The organism is Undibacterium sp. JH2W (genome assembly GCF_049340425.1).
Classification (GTDB): Bacteria; Pseudomonadota; Gammaproteobacteria; order Burkholderiales; family Burkholderiaceae_D; genus Undibacterium.
The window spans coordinates 43,175-58,387 of sequence record NZ_JBMPOT010000026.1 but is presented as its reverse complement, the minus strand read 5'-3'; the positions used below and the strand labels follow the sequence as shown (position 1 = coordinate 58,387).

The window sequence follows — 15,213 nt, the reverse complement described above, 5'->3', positions numbered from 1 at the left end:
TGATTTGCGAACGCAAAAGAAATCCGTTTAAATGTGTTACCTATGTCTCAATACACCTGTAACCTATGTCCCTGTTCTATACACGTCGCCAAGAAAGGTATGCCAAAGAAGGCGACCCAGGCGTAGCTGCCCCTGCGGGGTTCCCGTTTGTGCAGTACAAAAAATGGGAAGATCCGAAACTCGCTTCGCTCAGACAGCGGCTCTTCTTAATCCATTTTCTGTGCTGCACAAACGGCAGCTACACATGGGAACAGCTGAAAATCAAAAGCAACCGCAACTTCAAAAAGCAACGTCAATACAACCGTTGCGCAAATTGCTAAATTTGTGATTGATCAAAATCTTTAATTAATTTCACCCTTCCAAATACCGCAAAGGATGCGCATGAGCAGGCCAGGCTTCGGCAAAGAATCCTGTTACTTGTTCGACGGTTACTTCCGCCAAAGTTGCAGGTGACCAGCGTGGTGTATTGTCTTTGTCTACCACCAGGGCGCGTACACCTTCTAGCACTTCACCATGCTTGAAGCAGTGGCGTACCATGTTTCTTTCCATGCGCAGGCAGGCTGATACCGTCATGTCTTTACTGCGACGCAGTTGTTCCAGTGTGACTGACATCAGCAAGGGTGAGCGCTTTTGCATGGTGGCCAGGGTTTGCTGGGCGAATTCGTTGCTGTTTTGCTGCAGTTTTTCACTGATGGTAGTGACGCTATTACCTGCGAAGATGTCATCAATGGCCGCATGTTGCGTTGCCAGTTTGCTGGTATCCGGTTTTGCCCGGTCTGCAAAAGTTGCCGCGAAATCACGTATTGCCACGCGCAGGTCCGTGGCTGTGCTTTCACTGAGCAAATTCATCAATGCTGGTATTTCAGTGGTGGGGATGCAGACATCTGCCAGCCCGGCATAGATGGCATCAGCGGCGGTAATGATCTCGCCAGTCAGTCCCAGGTAAGTACCAATTTCACCCTCAGTGCGCGACAGGAAATAGCCGCCGCCTACATCAGGGAAAAGGCCGATATTCACTTCCGGCATGGCCATCTTGGTACGCTCAGTGACGATGCGCAAACGGCAATCTGACCCTGCCTGGGCGATACCCATGCCACCGCCCATGACCACGCCATTCATCAGGGCGATATAGGGTTTTGGGTAGAAATGGATTAAATGATTTAAGGCATATTCTTCCGTGAAAAAATCTTCCAGCAAGGCCGAGTCACCTTTTGGGGTGGCAGTGCCCACATCGTAGAAAAAACGAATATCACCACCAGCACAAAATGCTTTCTCACTGCTGCTGTGAATGAACACTGCACGCACGCTTTGATCATCCTGCCAGGTCAGCAAGGTTGTCGTCAGTGCTCTTACCATATCGAGAGACAGCGAGTTCAAGGCTTTGGGTCTGTCGAGGGTGATGTAGCCTATATTGTTTTTGACGGAGGTGAGGACAAATTCGCTCATGATGTTGACTATGCAGGTAAGGGATGAAGCTGCTATTTTAACTTTGTCAGGCTTGGGCGTCACGGGGTGTATATGTTTATGAGGAAATAGAGTAAGGGCGACACGCTCGTTGCCGTTGCCGTTGCCGTTGCCGTTGCCGTTGCCGTTGCCGTTGCCGTTGCCGTTGAGTTTGACTTTGGGGTTGTAGTTGTTTTTGACGTTCGCAGTTCCCATTTTTTGTACCGAATAAACGGGAACCCCGCAGGGGCGGCTACGCCTGGGTCGCCTTTCTTTGAATACTTACTTTGGCGACGCTAAGAAAGTATTTCGGCTGCCGGGCCGAGACCCGGCTTGTATCCACGAAGGGCAAAAGTTTTAGTCAAAGTACGCCTGTAACGAGCGACATGGCATACAACAAACGCCGCTGGAGCGCCAGCCCGGTGGATTCCAGCCAAACCCACGCTGGAATGACGTTAATACAAATGCCGTGAATCAACTAACTCGCAGCTTGTTGAGCGACGTATGTGACAAACAGCAATAAAAGTAAATAATTTATTTGAAATGTCAGAAACGAGACCTACAAGAAACCACTCACCCAACAAAAAGGACGCCTTTAGCGTCCTTGTTTTGGATGTCCACAACCCTGTTAGGGCAAGGACTGGGGTCTTATGAAGCCGATGCCGGGTCAGGTATGTGCTTGATGGCGTCGTGCTGATGGTCTTGCATTTTATCTTTGTGCTTGATGACCTGACGATCCAGTTTATCTACCAGGGCATCAATTGCTGCATATAGATCATGTGCCAGGCTTTCAACGTGAATATCTTTACCGCTGATATGCAAATTAATGTCGGCTTTGTGTCGTTTTTCCTTTTCCCGGAGCTTGTCCACCGTCAGGATGACGGCGATATCAATGACCTGGTCGAAATGTCGCCTGATACGTTCTAGTTTGGTATGTACATATTCACGAATTGCAGGAGTTACTTCGACGTGGTGTCCACTGATGGTGAGATTCATACTGTGCTCCTATAGTGATGTTGCTTGCTGTAACGATACACTCTTGGCATTTATTTGCCTTGAGCTAAATCATATATAGCAATTCAAACCGTGATTACAAGGACTACTTACAAAGATTTACGCAAACTGACTGGGGGGATTTTCAGGGCTTCACGGTATTTGGCAACTGTCCGTCGGGCAATTACCATGCCCTGTTCACCCAGCATGTCTGCAATTTTGCTATCAGAGAGTGGGCTTTTCTGGTCTTCTGCTCCTATCAACTGCTTGATGAGTGCACGTATCGCGGTGGAAGATGCTTCACCCCCTGTTTCCGTCGCGACATGGCTGCCGAAAAAGTACTTCAACTCAAACATGCCATGTGGGGTCAACATGTATTTTTGGGTTGTCACACGTGAGATAGTGCTCTCGTGTAATCCTAGTGTATCAGCAATTTCGCGCAAAACAAGGGGGCGCATGGCAACAGCACCATGGGTGAAAAAATTGCGTTGCCTTTCAACTATCGCTTGTGCAACGCGCAAAATAGTATCAAAGCGCTGCCGCATATTTTTGATGAGCCAGCGAGCTTCCTGCAATTGCGCACCAAGGCCAGCTTCACCGCGGTTTTGCTTCATGATGTTGGCATACACGCTGCTCACTCGCAGCCTGGGCATGACATCCTGATTCAGCATGACTTGCCAGCCATTGCCAGATTTTCTGACGATCACATCTGGCACGACATAATCTGATTCATCGGCGGCAAAGGCAATGCCAGGCCGTGGCTGGCACAGGCGTATGATGGTTTGTGCATCGCGCAAATCTTCATCATCGCAATCGAGGATTTTCTTGAGTTTGGTGAAATCTCTCTGTGCAAATAAAGCCAGTTGTGTTTCAACAATTTGCAACGCCAGCCTGCGCGTGACAAAAGCCACTTTGGGCATGCGCCTGATTTGCAGGGCCAGGCATTCTGAAGGGCTGCGCGCACCAACACCTGCCGGGTCAAAGCTTTGCAGCATATTCAGGGCAAAGGCTAGTTCTTCTGCCTCTACACAGAGTTCCAATGGCAAACTGGCATGTATTTCATCCAGGGTTTCGGTCAGGTAACCGTTATTGTCGAGCGCATCTATCATCAGCTCGACTAAGGCACGGTCACGCGGCTCACGCAGGTTCAGGCGCATTTGCTCAAGCAGATGTTCACGCAGGGTGATGTGGGCGGCACCCAGTTGCGGGCGGCCATCTTCATCATCACCAGACTTGCTGCCATGCTGTACATCATCAAAGCCCCAGTCTTCTTCGCTGGAAGTGGTGCTGTCATTGCTGATGACAGTTTCGGCATCGGCGGCGGCTGGCTCGGTGGATTTATCGCTTTCTTCTCTTTGTGCAGGCACTTCCATGCCTGCATCAGCCGAGGTACTCGTTGTATTGATGGCGCCATCGGCCAGCAGGCGCACGGCATGGTCGAGTGGATCATCGACGCGTTCCAGCATGGGATTATCGGTCAGCAGCGTCTCCAGCTCCTGATGCAATTCCAAAGTCGATAACTGCAATAATCGTATTGATTGCTGCAATTGCGGCGTTAAGGCCAGATGTTGTGAAGTACGTAGTTGCAGGCTTTGTTTCATGATGATTCCCGTCACATCCGGAAGTGTTCTCCGAGATAAACGCGACGTACAGATTCATTTTGTATGATGTCGTCAGGCTTGCCACTGGCAAGTACCGCGCCTTGATTGATGATGTAAGCGTGATCGCAGATACCCAGGGTTTCGCGGACGTTATGATCGGTGATCAGTACGCCTATGCCACGCTCCTTGAGGAAGCGGACGATGCGCTGGATTTCGATGACCGCGATAGGATCAACACCGGCAAAGGGTTCATCCAGCAAGACAAAGCGTGGATTGGTTGCCAGTGCACGGGCAATCTCGACGCGGCGGCGTTCACCACCTGAGAGTGACAAAGCCTGGCTCTCACGTATTTTTTCTATTTGCAAATCTGCCAGTAAGGCATTCAGCCTTTGCTCGATTTTCTTGCTGCCGAGGAATTTACCATCGCTGTCTTTTTGCAATTCCAGTACTGCGCGGATATTGTCTTCTACTGTCAGCTTGCGGAACACCGAAGCTTCCTGCGGCAGGTAAGACAGGCCGAGCACGGCGCGCTCATGGATAGGCAATTGCGAGATATTGACATCATCGATAATGATATCGCCAGCGTCGGAAGGCACCAGGCCGACGATCATGTAGAAAGACGTGGTTTTGCCTGCGCCATTCGGCCCCAGCAAACCCACCACTTCACCACTTTTCAATAGCAGGGAAACATCACGCACGACCTGGCGTGCACCATAACGTTTTTGCAAACCCTTGACCAGCAAGGTGCTGCCTGACTGTGCTGTCATCTTAATTAGCCTGTTTTTCTGGTTTTGGTTGCAAGATGATTTTCAGGCTGCCCGAGCCTTCTACAAACTGACCACTGGTGGAGTTGGTGCCTACAAACACTTCGTTCTTGCTGTCATAAGACAGGTATTCGCCAGCCTGTTCCTGGGTGACTTTACTGCCTTCCAGATAGCGTACCTTGGCCTTGGAAAAGAATTTGACGATTTCCGTGCTTTGATTGTATTCCGCACGTTCAGCTTCGCCATCTACCCACAGATCAGGCCCGCCATCGCGCTTTTGGCGAAATGTAACCTTGCGGTTGCTGCCACCAGTCAGTACTACAAATTGATCGCCATTTGGCGCCTCAGTGACGACGGCATTTTCTGCCTTGACATTCAGGGTGCCACGCACCAGGGCGACACCCTTGGATAATCTGCGCACACTGGTCTTGCCATCGCTCTCGCCATAACCAGCTTCGATGACGGTTTCCTTGTTGCTGTCGGCTTTTTCTGCATATGCAGTTGCACTGACCAGGCCCAGGCAGGCGAGGCTGAATAAATGGGTAATGCCGAATTTAGTAAGTGTCATATAAATGATCGCTTTCTCAATTATTTGGTTTTAACTGCATTCACCGCTTCACGCTTCTTGAGCGCGATGCGGACTTTGCTTAACAGGGCCAGGTGTTGGGTAGAGTTATTGGCCAGCATGCCGGTTGCGGTCGATGTCGATTTACCGGTGGTGATGGTGATGGGTTTATCGGTCTTGACGATATCATCATCTGGCAACAGCAATAGATACTCCGATTCCACATGGACGAATTGTGAACTCAGGCCTTCGGGCCTTTCCATGCTGACATTGTCATATAAATGCACTTCATCATGCTCACGCTTGGGTGTGATGACATTGGATTTTTGCGATACCACGGCCAGGTCGGCACGCAGGTGCAAGGGGGGACGGTCCTGATCAAAGCTGTTGATCTGCGGATGTTTGATTTCTATATTGTCGTTACGTGGCAGGTGTACCAGGCTGTCACCAGTAATATGGTAATTGGCCTTGCCATTATTCGACAAACGGATGAAATTGAATTTCTCTACATAGTAATCCGGTGCTGATCTGGCTGAGCTGCGGTTTTGTTCATCGTCGCCATTACGACGTATGACTTCCATGACCCAGATGGTGCCCAGGGTCAGTATGCCCAGCAGTATCACGGCCAGCCAGATGCGGAAGCGGTCTATGGTCAAATGGGATTTCATGTCAGATATGCTTGTAGAGCCTGTTCATATTTGCCCTGGGCTCGCAGGATGAAATCGCAAACTTCGCGTGCTGCGCCCTGGCCGCCGCTGGCCCTGGTGATGTAGAGCACGCGCTGTTGCACTTCTGCATGCGCATTTGGCACGCTGGCAGCAAAACCCACACGCGTCAGTATGGGCAAGTCGATGACATCATCACCGATAAAACCACAGGCTTCTGCAGGGATATCCAGTTTTGCCAGCAAATCCAGGAAGGCAGTTTTCTTGTCATGAATGCCCTGGCAGACATGGCTGATACCCAGATCCGCGGCACGCTTGCTGACGATGGCTGATTGCCTCGCACTGATGATGGCCGTGATGATGCCAGCCTGTTGCAAGAGCTTGATGCCCTGACCATCCAGCACATTAAAGCACTTCATCATTTCACCTTCGGGCCCAAAATACAGGCTGCCGTCGGTCAGTATGCCATCCACATCAAAGATCATTAATCTGACCTGGCTGGCCCTTGTTGTTGCTATCGCTATATCCATCAAATCACCTTGGCCCTGGTCAAGTCATGTATATGTAAGGCACCTACCAGCTTGCCCTGGTCGTCGGCGACCAGTAACTGGTTGATGCGGTAAGTTTCCATGACTTCGACGGCTTCTACCGCCAATTGTTCCGGACGTATGCGACGCGGGCTATGGTTCATGACATCGGCAATGCGTAATTGGGTAAAGTCGCGGGTGCCATCCATCAGGCGGCGCAAGTCGCCGTCGGTGAATATACCAAGCACCTGCTGCTGTTCATCCACCACGGCGGTCATCGCCATGCCTTTTTTGGTAATTTCCAGCAGCGCAGTCTTCAGGCTGGTTTCCGGGCCGACTTGCGGTATGGCTTCATCAACCCGCATGACATCCCTGACATGCGTCAGCAGGCGGCGGCCAAGTGAGCCGCCAGGGTGGGAGCGGGCAAAGTCTTCTTCGCGAAAGCCACGTGCATCCAGCACGGCCACAGCGAGGGCATCACCCAGCGCCAGGGTGACCGTTGTGCTGGCCGTTGGTGCCAGGTTCAGCGGGCAGGCTTCTTTATCGACATGCAGGTTCAGATGAATATCCGCCAGTTTGCCCAGGCTGGATTCAGGGTTGCCCGTCATAGCGATCAGTTTCACACCCAGGCGTTTGATGATGGGCAGGATGGACATCAGTTCCGCCGCCTCGCCGGAATAGGAAATCGCAATAAATACATCCTGCGAAGTCACCATGCCGAGGTCGCCATGCGCAGCTTCTGCCGGATGGACAAAAAACGAGGGCGTGCCAGTCGAGGCAAAGGTCGCAGCTATTTTGCGGGCAATGTGACCAGACTTGCCTATGCCAGATACCACGACCCTACCGTGGCATGCCAACAACATGCTGACTGCCTGGGAAAAACCGGCAGCATCACCATTGCCCAGGCGCTTTTGCAGTGCCAGCAAGGCATCGGCCTCGATTTGCAGGGTTTCACATGCCAGTTTCAGGGCGCGTTGCGCAGCGAGGGCCGTGCTGGCCTTGGCTTGTTGTTCAAAAGTTAAAGGTGCATTCAGTTCATTCATGCCGGAAGTATAAACGAAATCCTCAAAGCAAAAACTTTGCCAGTTGTAACGTAATGAATAATGTTTGCCCAAAAGCAGGATGGCAGGTCTATAAATCGGCAATAATAGGCAGCATGACAGGTCTAGACACTACACTATTATTGTTGGCCGCTGCCGTATTGGGCGTGGTCGCATTCCGCATGTTGCAGCTACCGCCCATGCTGGGTTATCTGGTGGTAGGTATTTTCATCGGGCCGCATGGTTTTGGCGTGGCCGAGGATGGTGCAGTCACCCATGAACTGGCCGAATTCGGCGTGGTTTTCCTGATGTTTTCGATAGGGCTGGAGTTCTCGCTTTCCAAACTCATGGCCATGCGCAAGGCAGTGTTTGGTCTTGGCATGGCGCAAGTGCTGGTCACCATCTTTACCAGCATGGTATTTGGCTGGGCTGCCAGCCGCTGGTTGCCGCAATTGTTCCAGATCAGCTGGGAAGCCTCATTTGCTCTCGGTGGCGCGCTGGCCATGTCCTCCACCGCCATCGTCTCCAAAATGCTCACAGAGAGACTGGAATTGGAAAGCCTGCATGGGCGGCAAATCATCAGTGTGCTGTTGTTCCAGGATCTGGCTGTGGTGCCGCTGCTGATCCTGGTGCCAGCCCTGGCTTCAAAATCGCCAGACTTGATGCAAACCCTGGCCTGGGCCAGTGGCAAGGCTGTGCTGGTGCTGGTGTTATTGCTGGTGGTCGGGCAAAAGCTCATGCGCGCCTGGTTTCATATCGTTGTCAAGCGGCGCTCGCAAGAGTTGTTCATGCTGAACCTCTTGTTCATTACCCTGGGCGCTGCCTGGCTGACCGAGAAGGCTGGCCTGTCCATGGCGCTGGGGGCATTCGTCGCAGGCATGCTGATTTCTGAAACTGAATACCGGCATCAGGTGGAAGAGGATATCAAGCCCTTTCGCGATGTCTTGCTGGGCTTGTTCTTTATTACCGTGGGCATGCTGCTCAATGTGCATCTGGTATTTGAACATTTTTGGCTGGTATTGCTGTTGCTGACCGGACCGGTCTTGTTGAAGTTTGTTCTTATTGCCGCATTGGCCAAGGTTTTTGGTAATTCCACCAGTGTTGCCCTGCGCACAGGTTTGGGACTGGCGCAGGCGGGTGAATTTGGTTTCGTTTTATTGAATCAGGCGGGTGGTCTGCAACTGGTTGATCCCTTGCTGGTGCAATTGATACTCGCATCCATGGTGATTTCCATGCTGATCTCACCTTTCATCCTGGCCAAGTCAGATGCCATTGTCATGAAATTCTCTGCCAATGAATGGATGATGCAATCGCTGGCACTGACACAGATCGCCGCACGCACCATGACGACCAAGAAGCATGTCATCATCGCTGGTTTTGGTCGTAGCGGCCAAAGCCTGGCACGTATCCTGGCTGAAGAAAATATAGATTATCACGCCCTGGATCTGGACCCCGACCGCGTGCGGGAAGCGCAAACTGCCGGTGCCAATGTCTCATATGGCGATGCCGCCAGGCGAGAAAGCCTGCTGGCTGCCGGTGTTAACCGCGCTTCGGCGCTGGTGGTGACGTATACCAGTACTGCATCTGCCCTCAAGGTTTTGCATTTCGTCAATGAAATGAACCCCAGCCTGCCTGTCATCGTTCGCAGCCATGATGACGTGGACCTGGATAAACTCCGGGCGGCCGGTGCGACGGAAGTCGTGCCCGAACTCATGGAAGGCAGCCTGATGCTGGCATCCCATGCCCTGGTCATGCTGGGCGTGCCTTTGCGCCGCGTGGTGCACAGGGTGCAGGCAGCCAGGGATGCGCGCTATGAATCCTTGCGGGGTTTCTTCCATGGTGCCAGCGATGCAACCGATAGTCCAGAAAACATGCAGATACGCCTGCATACCGTGGTGTTGACCGAGCGAGCCAACGCACTGGGATTGCATTTGGCAGATCTGAAGTTGCAAGAATTTGAAGTCGATATTCATGCCGTCCGGCGTGGCAAAGTCAGGCTGGATCATCTGGATGACATTGTTTTACAGAATGGTGATGTGGTCGTTGTCAGGGGAACTTCCGAAGCAGTCGCTAGAGCAGAGCAGCGGCTGTTAAAATAGCGGGTTATTTTTAAAAATTGAAGGACATGCTCGATGTTGAATCCGGCCGAATACATTAAACAACATATACGCACGGTGGAAAACTGGCCACAAGCAGGCGTGATGTTCCGCGACATTACCCCCTTGTTGCAAAATCCTAAAGTATTCCGCGTACTGATCGATATGTTCGTGCACCGCTACATGGATGAAAAGCTCGACGTCGTGGCTGGCCTGGACGCACGTGGCTTCATCATCGGTTCTGTGGTGGCCTATGAGCTGAACCTGGGTTTTGTGCCTATTCGCAAGAAAGGCAAACTGCCTTTCCATACCGTGTCCGAACAGTATGAGCTGGAATACGGCAGCGCCACAGTAGAACTGCATTCCGACGCCTGCAAAAAAGGCGACCGCGTCGTCCTCATCGATGACCTGATTGCCACTGGCGGTACCATGATGGCAGGCAAGAAATTGCTCGAGCGTCTGGGCGCAACCGTAGTAGAGGGTGCCGTCATTGTAGATTTGCCTGAACTGGGCGGTTCAAAAATCATCCAGGACAGCGGCTTGCTCCTGTTTACCGTCTGTAATTTCGACGGGCATTGACAGGCTGGCAGGTGCTCACTCGCATGTATGAGTTTTATATCGCCGCAGCAGACCCAGGCTTGCCTGAGGCTGCGGTTTTGTTGGATGAACTGTCTGTCCGCCTGGCTGCCATCACTGGTAGCTGCGGGCGTTCATCCTTTGATGCAGAGGATGTGCGTGTGCCTGGTGCGCTATTCGTGCTGGCACGTAATACGGAAGGCAAGGCGATAGGCTGCGGCGCTTTCCGCCCCATGGGCGAAGGCGTGGCAGAAGTCAAGCGTATGTATGCCCAGGTCGCAGGCGTGGGTCTTGCCGTATTGACACATCTGGAAAATGCCGCCAAAGAATATGGTTACCACAAGCTGCGTCTGGAAACCCGCCTGGTCAACCAGCGCGCTGTTGCGTTTTATGAAAAACACGGTTATCACCGTATTCCCAATTTTGGCAAATATGTAGGCAAGGCAGAGGCCGTCTGCTTTGAAAAGCAACTGAGTCATCCGCAAAACCAGCCCTGACAGCGATTTTGCTGATTTCTTTGCTTATTTATTTGATAATGCAAGAAATCAGCAAAAATGCCTGAGCTGCGCTATACTTCAAATCTTCCAAGGAGCGTTGCGACGAAAACTACGAGTTTTTGCCAGGCTTGGGATATCCATAACCGCGCTCACGTTACTTTTTTCATCAGAAAGGAGGGCGTGATGAACGCCGTCGTAACAAACACATCCAATACTTCCCAAGATTTTTTCGTTGCTGACCTGAGTCTGGCTGACTGGGGCCGCAAGGAAATCCGCATTGCAGAAACAGAAATGCCAGGCCTGATGGCGATCCGTGAAGAATTCGCGGCTACCCAGCCTCTGAAGGGTGCGCGTATCACCGGTTCCCTGCACATGACTATCCAGACTGCTGTGCTCATCGAAACACTGCTGGCCCTGGGTGCAGAAGTGCGCTGGGCATCTTGCAATATCTACTCCACACAAGATCACGCAGCCGCGGCGATTGCTGCTGGCGGCACACCAGTGTTTGCTTTCAAAGGCGAAAACCTGGATGAATACTGGGATTTCACCCACCGCATTTTCGAATGGAAAGACGGCGGCTATTCCAACATGATCCTTGACGATGGCGGCGATGCCACCTTGTTGCTGCATCTGGGTACACGTGCTGAAACAGATATTTCTGTATTGGCCAATCCAGGTTCAGAAGAAGAAATCTGCCTGTTCAATGCGATCAAAAAACACCTGGCGATTGATGGTACCTGGTACTCCAAACGTCTGGCAGAAATCAAGGGCGTGACAGAAGAAACAACGACAGGTGTACATCGTCTGTACCAGATGCACAAAGATGGCAAACTGGCTTTCCCGGCTATCAACGTCAATGATTCCGTCACCAAGTCCAAGTTCGACAACCTGTATGGTTGCCGCGAATCCCTGGTCGATGGCATCAAGCGTGCAACTGACGTCATGATCGCTGGCAAGGTCGCCGTTATCGCCGGTTACGGTGATGTAGGCAAGGGTTCTGCGCAAGCCATGCGTGCTTTGTCTGCACAAGTATGGGTAACTGAAATCGATCCTATCTGCGCATTGCAGGCAGCGATGGAAGGCTACCGCGTCGTGACCATGGAATACGCTGCTGAACATGGCGACATTTTCGTGACGACAACAGGTAACTACCATGTCATCAGCCATGCACACATGCTGAAGATGAAAGACCAGGCCATCGTTTGCAACATCGGTCACTTCGATAATGAAATCGACGTCGCCGCATTGAAGCAATACACCTGGGAAAACATCAAGCCACAAGTTGACCACGTGATTTTCCCTGACGGCAAACGCATCATCCTGCTGGCAGAAGGCCGTCTGGTCAACCTGGGTTGCGGTACTGGTCACCCATCCTATGTCATGAGTTCTTCTTTCGCCAACCAGACTATTGCGCAAATCGAATTGTTTGCCAATACAGCGAAATATCCAGTCGGCGTCTACACTCTGCCTAAACACCTGGATGAAAAAGTCGCGCGTCTGCAATTGAAAAAACTCAATGCACAATTGAGCGTGCTGACAGACGAACAGGCTGCCTATATAGGTGTGAATCAAAACGGCCCTTACAAGCCAGATCACTACCGTTATTAATCCACTATAGCGCCTGTCCGGGTTTGCAGTTTGAAGCTTGGAGACTTGGACAGGTGTGCAATGAAGCTGTATCTTGTGGCTACAGCTTCATCCCTCTACAACAGGAGCATGTATGCGTTTACTGGCAACCTGGTTGGTCAATGCGCTGGCTTTGCTGGCTATCCCTTATTTGATTTCCTCAGTACAAATCGATAGCTTCGGCACCGCACTGGTCGTGGCTGTAGTGCTGGGCCTGGTCAACACCATCATCCGCCCCATCGTCTTGATACTGACTTTGCCTGCAACAGTATTGAGCCTGGGCTTGTTCATCTTCATCATTAATGGTCTGATGTTCTGGGCAGTGGCCAATATGGTGGATGGTTTCCATGTCACTGGTTTCTGGGCTGCAGTTGGTGGCGCTTTGTTGTACAGCGTGATCTCCTGGGCACTCTCGACCTTATTATTGCAGCAGAAAAAAGATGAAAATGCCTGATTTCAGCATAGAATTTTTCCCGCCAAAAACGGCGGAAGGCACGGAAAAGCTGCGTGCAACAAGAGCCAAACTGGCCGAACTCAAACCCAAATATTTCTCTGTCACTTTTGGTGCTGGTGGCACTACCCAGCAGGGTACGCTCGATACCGTGACCGAGATACGCCGCGAAGGCCACGATGCCGCGCCGCATCTGTCATGCGTGGGTGGTACTCGCGCATCCATACGAGCTATCCTGAATGATTTCAAGGCTAATGATATCCGCCGCCTGGTCGCTTTGCGTGGTGACTTACCCAGCGGTTATGGCATGGGCGGTGAATTCCGTTATGCCAATGAGCTGGTGGAATTCATCCGTGCCGAAACCGGTGACTGGTTCCATATCGAAGTGGCGGCCTATCCTGAAATGCATCCCCAGGCACGTTCACCGCAAGATGATTTGAACAGCTTCGTGCGCAAGATGAATGCCGGTGCCAATGCTGCCATCACCCAGTATTTTTATAATGCCGATGCCTACTTCCGCTTTACTGAAGAAGCGCGCAAGGCAGGCGTGACAGCACCTATCGTGGCAGGCATCATGCCTATCACCAATAGCACACAGCTACAGCGTTTCTCTGAAATGTGCGGCGCAGAAATCCCGCGCTGGATACGCCTCAAGCTGGCCAGTTATGGCGACGATACTGCCTCCATCAAAGCCTTTGGCCTGGATGTGGTGACGGCCATGTGCGAACGCCTGTTGGCTGGTGGTGCGCCTGGCCTGCATTTCTATTCCCTGAACCAGGCGGCAGCAACGACAGCAATCTGGCAAAGACTGGTTTAATATAGCCTCAGTCTTAGCCTCCTCTAAGGGTATCCACTAGTGCATGTATGAATTTTGATTCTTTCCCTCAAGTTGCCTGCCTGCTGTTGACGTTGTTTGGTTTGCTTGCTTTGGCCCTGGGCGCGCGCGACCTGTGGGGAGCATGGCGCAGCAGCTCATGGCCTGCGACTGAGGGGGAAATAGTGGATGCCAGGGTGCAGCGTTTTTCACGGCTGAGTGGATATAAGGAGGGGCCCAACTGGACGTGGCGGATTCAATACGTATATACCCTGAACGGAGCCAGGTATGAAGGGATGCGGGCATATTACGGTGGCGAACCATCGCTAGGTGTTGCCCGCAATATCGTTGCCAGGTTTTCCGCCGGGGCTGCAGTGAAAGTGTATTATCATCCAGAGCGGCCGGGTACCAGCGTGCTGATCCCCGGGTTTAATCGTTTTACCTATGGCGGCCTCATCCTGGCATTGCTATTCTTTTCACTGACTGCTTGGTTGTGGCAATATAGGTAGCCATAGCTAGCGCAAACCCAGCCACAAACCCAGCGGCACGAATAGCACAGCGGCGGCATTGCCGAGCAAGACTATCGAAGCCACCTTGTCTGGTTCCTGTTTGTATTGCTCCGCCACCATGAAGCAAAATACTGCTGGTGGCAGTGCTGCAAACAGATACATCTGGCCGCGTTGTGTGGCTGTCAGCGGCAAGATAAATTCCAGTATCCCAGCCACCAGCAAACCAGCGAGAGGGCAAACGATGGCACCCGCCATGCCTATGCGCCAGCTGGCGAAATTGATGTCCAGCATACGCACGCCCAGCGCAAACAACATGATGGGTATGCAGGCATCGCCCGTCATTTTCAAAGCCAGGAATAAGGTGGGCTGCAGAGGAATATGCAGAATGGCAAACAGCATGCCTGCCGCCATCGCCAGCATCATCGGACTCAGCAAAAAACGCCATGGATTATCCTTATGATCAGGATGCCCATGCTGGATGATGCGTATACCGACCGTGAAATACACCAGGTTGCAAGCCATGAATAAGGCCACCGCAGCCGACAGGCCGCTGGTACCAAAGGCCAGTGCCGCCAGTGGCAGGCCCATATTGCCGCAATTGTTATACATCATCGGTGGCACGAAGCTGCGCGCATCATAGCCCAGCAGGCGCGCCACTGGCCATGCCAGCAAACCCGAACCCAGGGCGATGAGAATCCCTGCCAGTATCAGCCACAGGTTGCGGGTCACGTCAAAATCCTTGCCCGCCAGTGCGGTAAAAATCAGCAAGGGGCAGAGCACATCCATGCTGATGCGGTTGACTGAAACCATGTCCGCAGCAGCCGCAGGTCCCTTGCGCCTGGCATAGGCGTAACCCAGTCCTATGATAATGAACACAGGAAGGATGATGGATAGTATGCGTTCTATCATGCGTGCACTTGCCAGAAAAATGGGGATAGGTTTACTTCTGCTCACAAGAGTCTAGTCGCTTTGTAGTCTTTGGGCTATAGCAGAAAACACGGATGACAAGATTTCATGTGAAGGGAATTAGCCAGCAGCTTTAGCTA

At 52.0% G+C, this 15,213-nt stretch carries 17 protein-coding genes and 1 riboswitch; of the genes, 8 read left to right on the top strand and 9 right to left on the bottom strand.

All coding sequences use genetic code 11. The features are described 5' to 3' along the window. Window positions 1-65: 65 nt before the first annotated feature. Window positions 66-320 (top strand): hypothetical protein, encoded by a 255-nt coding sequence (locus ACO0LC_RS26720; RefSeq protein ID WP_423008907.1) that lies wholly within the window; start codon window positions 66-68, stop codon window positions 318-320. A 31-nt stretch (window positions 321-351) separates the two neighbouring features. Here the strand turns inward: ACO0LC_RS26720 and ACO0LC_RS26715 are convergent, their stop codons facing one another. The 8 genes from ACO0LC_RS26715 to ACO0LC_RS26680 form a co-directional block, all read right to left on the bottom strand. After that, window positions 352-1,446 (bottom strand): enoyl-CoA hydratase/isomerase family protein, encoded by a 1,095-nt coding sequence (locus ACO0LC_RS26715; protein WP_423008917.1) that lies wholly within the window; start codon window positions 1,444-1,446, stop codon window positions 352-354. A gap of 645 nt (window positions 1,447-2,091) precedes the next feature. After that, window positions 2,092-2,439: a ribosome hibernation-promoting factor, HPF/YfiA family gene (gene hpf, locus ACO0LC_RS26710; RefSeq protein ID WP_422948895.1), complete on the bottom strand. Its 348-nt coding sequence runs from the start codon at window positions 2,437-2,439 to the stop codon at window positions 2,092-2,094. Window positions 2,440-2,546: 107 nt separating this feature from the next. Further along, window positions 2,547-4,037: an RNA polymerase factor sigma-54 gene (locus ACO0LC_RS26705; protein ID WP_423008905.1), complete on the bottom strand. Its 1,491-nt coding sequence runs from the start codon at window positions 4,035-4,037 to the stop codon at window positions 2,547-2,549. 11 nt (window positions 4,038-4,048) lie between these two features. After that, window positions 4,049-4,804: an LPS export ABC transporter ATP-binding protein gene (gene lptB / locus ACO0LC_RS26700; RefSeq protein WP_423008903.1), complete on the bottom strand. Its 756-nt coding sequence runs from the start codon at window positions 4,802-4,804 to the stop codon at window positions 4,049-4,051. 1 nt (window position 4,805) lies between these two features. After that, window positions 4,806-5,369 (bottom strand): lipopolysaccharide transport periplasmic protein LptA, encoded by a 564-nt coding sequence (lptA, locus tag ACO0LC_RS26695; protein ID WP_423008901.1) that lies wholly within the window; start codon window positions 5,367-5,369, stop codon window positions 4,806-4,808. Window positions 5,370-5,389: 20 nt separating this feature from the next. Then, window positions 5,390-6,034 (bottom strand): LPS export ABC transporter periplasmic protein LptC, encoded by a 645-nt coding sequence (lptC, locus tag ACO0LC_RS26690; RefSeq protein ID WP_423008899.1) that lies wholly within the window; start codon window positions 6,032-6,034, stop codon window positions 5,390-5,392. After that, entirely contained in the window at window positions 6,031-6,561 is a 531-nt protein-coding gene (locus ACO0LC_RS26685; RefSeq protein WP_423008897.1) for a KdsC family phosphatase, read from the bottom strand. The genes lptC and ACO0LC_RS26685 overlap by 4 nt, the downstream gene beginning before the upstream one ends. Beyond that, window positions 6,561-7,601: a KpsF/GutQ family sugar-phosphate isomerase gene (locus ACO0LC_RS26680; RefSeq protein ID WP_423008895.1), complete on the bottom strand. Its 1,041-nt coding sequence runs from the start codon at window positions 7,599-7,601 to the stop codon at window positions 6,561-6,563. The genes ACO0LC_RS26685 and ACO0LC_RS26680 overlap by 1 nt, the downstream gene beginning before the upstream one ends. A gap of 113 nt (window positions 7,602-7,714) precedes the next feature. Between ACO0LC_RS26680 and ACO0LC_RS26675 the strand changes: the two genes are divergently transcribed. The 7 genes from ACO0LC_RS26675 to ACO0LC_RS26645 all read left to right on the top strand — a co-directional run bounded on the left by ACO0LC_RS26675 (window position 7,715) and on the right by ACO0LC_RS26645 (window position 14,167). After that, a complete protein-coding gene (locus ACO0LC_RS26675) occupies window positions 7,715-9,697 on the top strand; it encodes a monovalent cation:proton antiporter-2 (CPA2) family protein (RefSeq protein WP_423008893.1) in 1,983 nt (660 codons plus the stop codon). A 33-nt stretch (window positions 9,698-9,730) separates the two neighbouring features. Beyond that, entirely contained in the window at window positions 9,731-10,273 is a 543-nt protein-coding gene (locus tag ACO0LC_RS26670) for an adenine phosphoribosyltransferase (RefSeq protein ID WP_423008891.1), read from the top strand. A gap of 23 nt (window positions 10,274-10,296) precedes the next feature. Further along, entirely contained in the window at window positions 10,297-10,767 is a 471-nt protein-coding gene (locus ACO0LC_RS26665; RefSeq protein WP_423008889.1) for a GNAT family N-acetyltransferase, read from the top strand. 83 nt (window positions 10,768-10,850) lie between these two features. After that, window positions 10,851-10,925: riboswitch (S-adenosyl-L-homocysteine riboswitch) on the top strand. A 25-nt stretch (window positions 10,926-10,950) separates the two neighbouring features. Continuing rightward, window positions 10,951-12,375, top strand: coding sequence for an adenosylhomocysteinase (gene ahcY / locus ACO0LC_RS26660; protein ID WP_423008887.1), 1,425 nt, complete (start codon window positions 10,951-10,953; stop codon window positions 12,373-12,375). 112 nt (window positions 12,376-12,487) lie between these two features. Continuing rightward, a complete protein-coding gene (locus ACO0LC_RS26655) occupies window positions 12,488-12,847 on the top strand; it encodes a phage holin family protein (protein WP_423008885.1) in 360 nt (119 codons plus the stop codon). Beyond that, window positions 12,834-13,661 (top strand): methylenetetrahydrofolate reductase [NAD(P)H], encoded by an 828-nt coding sequence (metF, locus tag ACO0LC_RS26650; RefSeq protein WP_423008883.1) that lies wholly within the window; start codon window positions 12,834-12,836, stop codon window positions 13,659-13,661. The genes ACO0LC_RS26655 and metF overlap by 14 nt, the downstream gene beginning before the upstream one ends. A 47-nt stretch (window positions 13,662-13,708) precedes the next feature. Further along, complete coding sequence (locus ACO0LC_RS26645) at window positions 13,709-14,167, top strand: DUF3592 domain-containing protein (protein ID WP_423008881.1); 459 nt, start codon at window positions 13,709-13,711, stop codon at window positions 14,165-14,167. Between the two features lie 6 nt (window positions 14,168-14,173). On the opposite strand, the gene ACO0LC_RS26640 is transcribed toward ACO0LC_RS26645, so the two are convergent. Then, window positions 14,174-15,076 carry an AEC family transporter gene (locus ACO0LC_RS26640; RefSeq protein WP_423008915.1) on the bottom strand — a complete coding sequence of 301 codons (903 nt, stop codon included), beginning with the start codon at window positions 15,074-15,076 and terminating at the stop codon, window positions 14,174-14,176. Window positions 15,077-15,213: the final 137 nt, after the last annotated feature.

Bases quoted from the DNA above. Each gene is read 5' to 3' on its own strand.
- ACO0LC_RS26720 (WP_423008907.1), top strand. From the start codon at position 66: ATGTCCCTGTTCTATACACGTCGCCAAGAAAGGTATGCCAAAGAAGGC.
- ACO0LC_RS26715 (WP_423008917.1), bottom strand. From the start codon at position 1,446: ATGAGCGAATTTGTCCTCACCTCCGTCAAAAACAATATAGGCTACATC.
- hpf (WP_422948895.1), bottom strand. From the start codon at position 2,439: ATGAATCTCACCATCAGTGGACACCACGTCGAAGTAACTCCTGCAATT.
- ACO0LC_RS26705 (WP_423008905.1), bottom strand. From the start codon at position 4,037: ATGAAACAAAGCCTGCAACTACGTACTTCACAACATCTGGCCTTAACG.
- lptB (WP_423008903.1), bottom strand. From the start codon at position 4,804: ATGACAGCACAGTCAGGCAGCACCTTGCTGGTCAAGGGTTTGCAAAAA.
- lptA (WP_423008901.1), bottom strand. From the start codon at position 5,369: ATGACACTTACTAAATTCGGCATTACCCATTTATTCAGCCTCGCCTGC.
- lptC (WP_423008899.1), bottom strand. From the start codon at position 6,034: ATGAAATCCCATTTGACCATAGACCGCTTCCGCATCTGGCTGGCCGTG.
- ACO0LC_RS26685 (WP_423008897.1), bottom strand. From the start codon at position 6,561: ATGGATATAGCGATAGCAACAACAAGGGCCAGCCAGGTCAGATTAATG.
- ACO0LC_RS26680 (WP_423008895.1), bottom strand. From the start codon at position 7,601: ATGAATGAACTGAATGCACCTTTAACTTTTGAACAACAAGCCAAGGCC.
- ACO0LC_RS26675 (WP_423008893.1), top strand. From the start codon at position 7,715: ATGACAGGTCTAGACACTACACTATTATTGTTGGCCGCTGCCGTATTG.
- ACO0LC_RS26670 (WP_423008891.1), top strand. From the start codon at position 9,731: ATGTTGAATCCGGCCGAATACATTAAACAACATATACGCACGGTGGAA.
- ACO0LC_RS26665 (WP_423008889.1), top strand. From the start codon at position 10,297: ATGTATGAGTTTTATATCGCCGCAGCAGACCCAGGCTTGCCTGAGGCT.
- ahcY (WP_423008887.1), top strand. From the start codon at position 10,951: ATGAACGCCGTCGTAACAAACACATCCAATACTTCCCAAGATTTTTTC.
- ACO0LC_RS26655 (WP_423008885.1), top strand. From the start codon at position 12,488: ATGCGTTTACTGGCAACCTGGTTGGTCAATGCGCTGGCTTTGCTGGCT.
- metF (WP_423008883.1), top strand. From the start codon at position 12,834: ATGAAAATGCCTGATTTCAGCATAGAATTTTTCCCGCCAAAAACGGCG.
- ACO0LC_RS26645 (WP_423008881.1), top strand. From the start codon at position 13,709: ATGAATTTTGATTCTTTCCCTCAAGTTGCCTGCCTGCTGTTGACGTTG.
- ACO0LC_RS26640 (WP_423008915.1), bottom strand. From the start codon at position 15,076: ATGATAGAACGCATACTATCCATCATCCTTCCTGTGTTCATTATCATA.